The following is a 4119-nucleotide window of genomic DNA, read 5'->3' on the forward strand; positions in this document are numbered from 1 at the left end:
GTTGAAAATTCTTTCCAAGCATCAGTTTTCATCCCCTAATCTAGGGTTTTGTTAAACCATTTCCATTCTTGCCGACGTGTTCCTTCGGGTAACACAACGATCCCTTGTGCTTTTCAACTTGCTAACGCTCTGAGGTTTTATGACGAACGGTAATCACGTTATTTTCCTTCACCCTGACGGTACGAGCCCCTCTCACTATGCAGCGGCACGATTTGTCTCTCAAGGACCGGACGGCAGGCTTAACTGGGATCGATTAGAAAATGCAGGTGTTTATTTAGGACACATGGAGGACCAGCTTACTGGAACCTCTAATGCAGGAGCAGTTACCCACGCGACGGGAACGAAGGTTTACGCAGAATCTTTTGGTCTCAATCAAGACGGCTCTCCGGTAGTTGCCCGATCGGGTAGGGTGGGTCAAACGATTGTTGAAGAAGCGATCGCAGCCAATAAAGTCACGGCTCTCGTGCAATCCGGTGCAATTATTGAACCGGGAACGGCTGCCTTTGTGGCTCAGGTCGGCGAAACGACGATCGATGATCGACGGGTTCCTCCTCGTCAACGGCAGGCAGACATTGCCAGAGAAGTGATTTTATCTGGAGTTGATTTCATTCTGGCGGGCGGCGAAATTAACTTGCTGCCTGTAGGAACGGATGGTTTTCATGGTAGTGCTGCTACATTGGATGCCATTAGCACTAATCCGCTCAATCGCCCTACTGAAAACCTGATTGAACTGGCAAAGAGTCAAGGATACACGGTTGTTTATACCCGTGATCAACTGTTTGAGTTATTAGATGCAAACAAGTACGCTACGACACCAACGAAGGTATTGGGGGTGTTTGCGGCAGAGGATACGTTTAACGATGTCACAGAAGAAGTGTTGGGGTTAAATACTGACAACCCTCGCCCGCTCTTTGTTCCAACTGCACCCACGATCGGTGAGATGTTGGAAGTAACGCAACAACTAGTCGAGCGTCATCCTAACTTTAATAATGGTTCGATCACGATTCTGGAAGAAGAGGGTACTGATAACTTCGGCAACAACAACAATGCTTCGGGTGTCGTAGAAGCAGCAATTCGAGCCGATCAGGCGATCGGGGTTGCCCTTGATTTTGTTGAACGAAATCCCAACACGCTGATTTTAACGGCAGCAGATAGTGATGCAGGCGGGTTAGAAGTGGTCGATCGAGATGATCCGACTGCTCCGGTAGGTACGATCGGTGTGAATCCTAATCCTGAACCGCGCCAAAATCTTTTAGACGGTACGAAGGGAACAAACACAACCCCTTTTATTGCCGCTCCTGATGCCAATGGGGATGTTTTTCCGTTTGCGGTGGGTTGGGTCGGTACGCCGGATGTGCCGGGTTCGATCGTTAGCAAGGCACATGGTTTGAATGCCGAAAAACTGCCATCTACGGTAGACAACACAGGGATGTACGAATTGATGTACGAAACCCTGTTTGATGCAGAATTGCCCTCACGAGTTGAGCCTCCGATTCCTGCTCCTGAAGCAACTCGCACGACGGGAAATGTAATTTTCATTCACCCCGATGGCACGAGTCCTTCTCACTACATGGCTTTGCGTAACACTGATCTGGGTCCTGATGGCAGGCTCAATTGGGACATGATGAGCAATGCTGGAGTCTACCTGGGACACATGGAAGACCAGCTTACCGGAACGTCAAATGCCGGAGCCGTGACCCACGCCAATGGGGTGAAGGTGTTCTCAGAGTCCTTTGGGCTAGAAGAGGACAATACTGAGGTGATTCCGCTGTCGGGCAACCGGGGCAAAACGATTTTAGAGGAGGCGATCGAAGCGGGTAAAGCGACGGCATTGATCCAGTCGGGTCAATTAGCAGAGCCGGGAACGGCTGCTTTTGCGGCTGAAACAACAAATCGTCAGGGCAATAACATTCGGGCACGAGATAAGTACGCTGAAATCATTGAGCAGGTGATTCGCTCTGGAACGGACGTGATCATGGGCGGCGGGGAACTCTATATGCTGCCGATCGGCACAACTGGATTTCACGTCACGGCTGAAATCGATGCTTCAGAAATCCGCCCAGAACGTCGTCCAACGATTAACCTGATTGAACTGGCAGAATCCCTCGGCTACACCGTGGTTTACACCGAGGAGCAGATGAATGCAACTGTCAATGGTGCAAATCCGCCTGAAAAACTGTTAGGTGTGTTTGCGGCAGAGGATACTTTCTTTGACGTTCCTGAAGAAAGATTGGGACTCAATACCGCCGATCCGCAACCGCTCTATGTGGAAACGGCTCCGACTGTAGCTGAAATGCTGGATGCCAGCTTGAAGATTGTCAACCGCGACCCGGATGGCTTCTTTGTGGTGCTGGAAGAAGAGGGAACCGACAACTTTGCCAACAACAATAATGCTGTTGGAACAGTCGAAGCGGCTCGACGGGCAGATGCGGCGATCGGCGTGGCGATGGACTATGTGAATACTCAAGACCCCAATACTATGATCGTGACGGCGGCAGACAGTGATGCAGGGGGGCTGGAGCTTGTTCAGTTTGCGCCCTACACTCGTCCAACCGGGAACTTTGATGCCAGCAACCCTGAGCTTGCAGCATCGCAGCCGGAAGTTCCTTTCGTCAACAGCAATGGGAATAATCCAAACTACCTGGATGGCATTAATGGCAGCACTGCCAGCCCTGAAAATCCCTGGCGATCGTTCCCCTCTCAACCAAGCTTAGATGGTCCGCTAGGCAACTTTGCGGTCGGTTGGGTTGGCACTCCCGACTTTCCAGGTAGCATTGTGTCAAAAACCTATGGCTTAAATGCTGACATTCTGCCCAGCACGCTTGATAACACTGAAATTTACCGGATGATGTATCAATCCCTGTTTGGGATTCGGCTGCAAAATCCCTTGAATGTTCAAGATCAGCAGGGCGTAACGCAAATCGGATTGGGAGAAGGCGCACAGATCAGTAACTTTGGCGGTGTGGGTCGGGGAACGAGTCCCTCTGAGGAAACGATCGCTGAAGTCGATACGCTTCAGTTTACCGGGGAAGGTTTAACGGCTCGTAACCTGCTGCTCACGCAGAGCGGTGAAGACCTAGTCATCACTTTTGAGGGGGTTAACAATGTTCGAGCTGTCCTGCCTGACTTTGATCTGGAGAATCTAGATAACTTATCCCTGGAGGGAAGTGGAGGCGGAAAAATTGGCAATCTTATCTTCAACGGGGAAGATGCTGTCAGTGATAGCTTTGATGTGATCAATGCTGATGCCGATGTCGATACGGTATTGAACTCGAATACGGTCACTTTCCTTAACGATCGCAGTAACCGCACTGCTGGATTGAATGGTTCTAATGATGTAATCAATGCGCTTGGTGGTAATGATTACATTGAGGGATTGGGTGGTGATGATTTATTGCGAGGTGCTACAGGGAATGACACTTTGGATGGCGGTACAGGAGATGATTTATTAACGGGCGGCGATGGCAAGGACATCTTTAGGCTGGCGATCGGAGAAGGCACAGATACCATTACCGACTTCAGCAGCGAAGATGATTTGTTGAGCCTGAGCGGACTTACCTTTGAACAGCTAACTCTGGTTCAGGGAAGCGGCGATCAGAGCGCAAATGCCTTTGTGCAGGCGGCAGGCAGTAGTGAAGTGCTGGCAGTTCTGGCGGGTATTCAAGCCAGCACCCTCAGCAGCAACAACTTTGTGCTTGCTTAATTGCGATTGCGTCTGAAGAAGTCTGCTCAATTTTGAGTGCGTTAAGGTTCCAGTGATCTGATTGAAGATGACTGGAACCTTGTCTTTTAGCCTGATGCAATTTTGAGCGCATAAACGATCAGTAAGTAGTGTTTTACCTATATTGATGGTTGCTGGTTAGCCAAAGGGACCAAACTCGTAACGATTGATGTACAGGCTTTGCTCCTTCTTCTTTATTTCCCTAAATGCCTCCTGAGCTACCTTGCTGCTCAATTTTCTGCCTCAAGATTTTCGATCGTCATGGCAGAAAACCAACTTTATCAGGCTGGGATATTCTAATCGTAAATGTTGTACCTATACCAACTTGGCTCTCTAGCAACAGCTTACCTTGATGCAAGTCTAAACATCTTTTAACCACTGCCATACCCATACCACTT

At 49.5% G+C, this 4119-nt stretch carries 2 protein-coding genes; one reads left to right on the plus strand and one right to left on the minus strand.

What is annotated here, in order from left to right; all coding sequences use genetic code 11:
- The first annotated feature begins 139 nt into the window (after positions 1-139).
- On the plus strand, positions 140-3703 hold the full coding sequence (locus H6F80_RS00350) for an alkaline phosphatase (protein WP_190789637.1): 3564 nt from the start codon (positions 140-142) through the stop codon (positions 3701-3703).
- A gap of 277 nt (positions 3704-3980) precedes the next feature.
- Here H6F80_RS00350 and H6F80_RS30525 read toward each other — a convergent pair whose 3' ends face one another.
- On the minus strand, positions 3981-4112 hold the full coding sequence (locus H6F80_RS30525) for a hypothetical protein (protein WP_347277806.1): 132 nt from the start codon (positions 4110-4112) through the stop codon (positions 3981-3983).
- Positions 4113-4119 lie beyond the last annotated feature (7 nt).

The organism is Leptolyngbya sp. FACHB-711, assembly GCF_014695615.1.
Lineage (GTDB): Bacteria > Cyanobacteriota > Cyanobacteriia > Elainellales > Elainellaceae > Leptolyngbya_A.

Coding starts and splice junctions, on each gene's coding strand:
- H6F80_RS00350 (WP_190789637.1), top strand. CDS start 140: ATGACGAACGGTAATCACGTTATTTTCCTTCACCCTGACGGTACGAGC.
- H6F80_RS30525 (WP_347277806.1), bottom strand. CDS start 4,112: ATGGGTATGGCAGTGGTTAAAAGATGTTTAGACTTGCATCAAGGTAAG.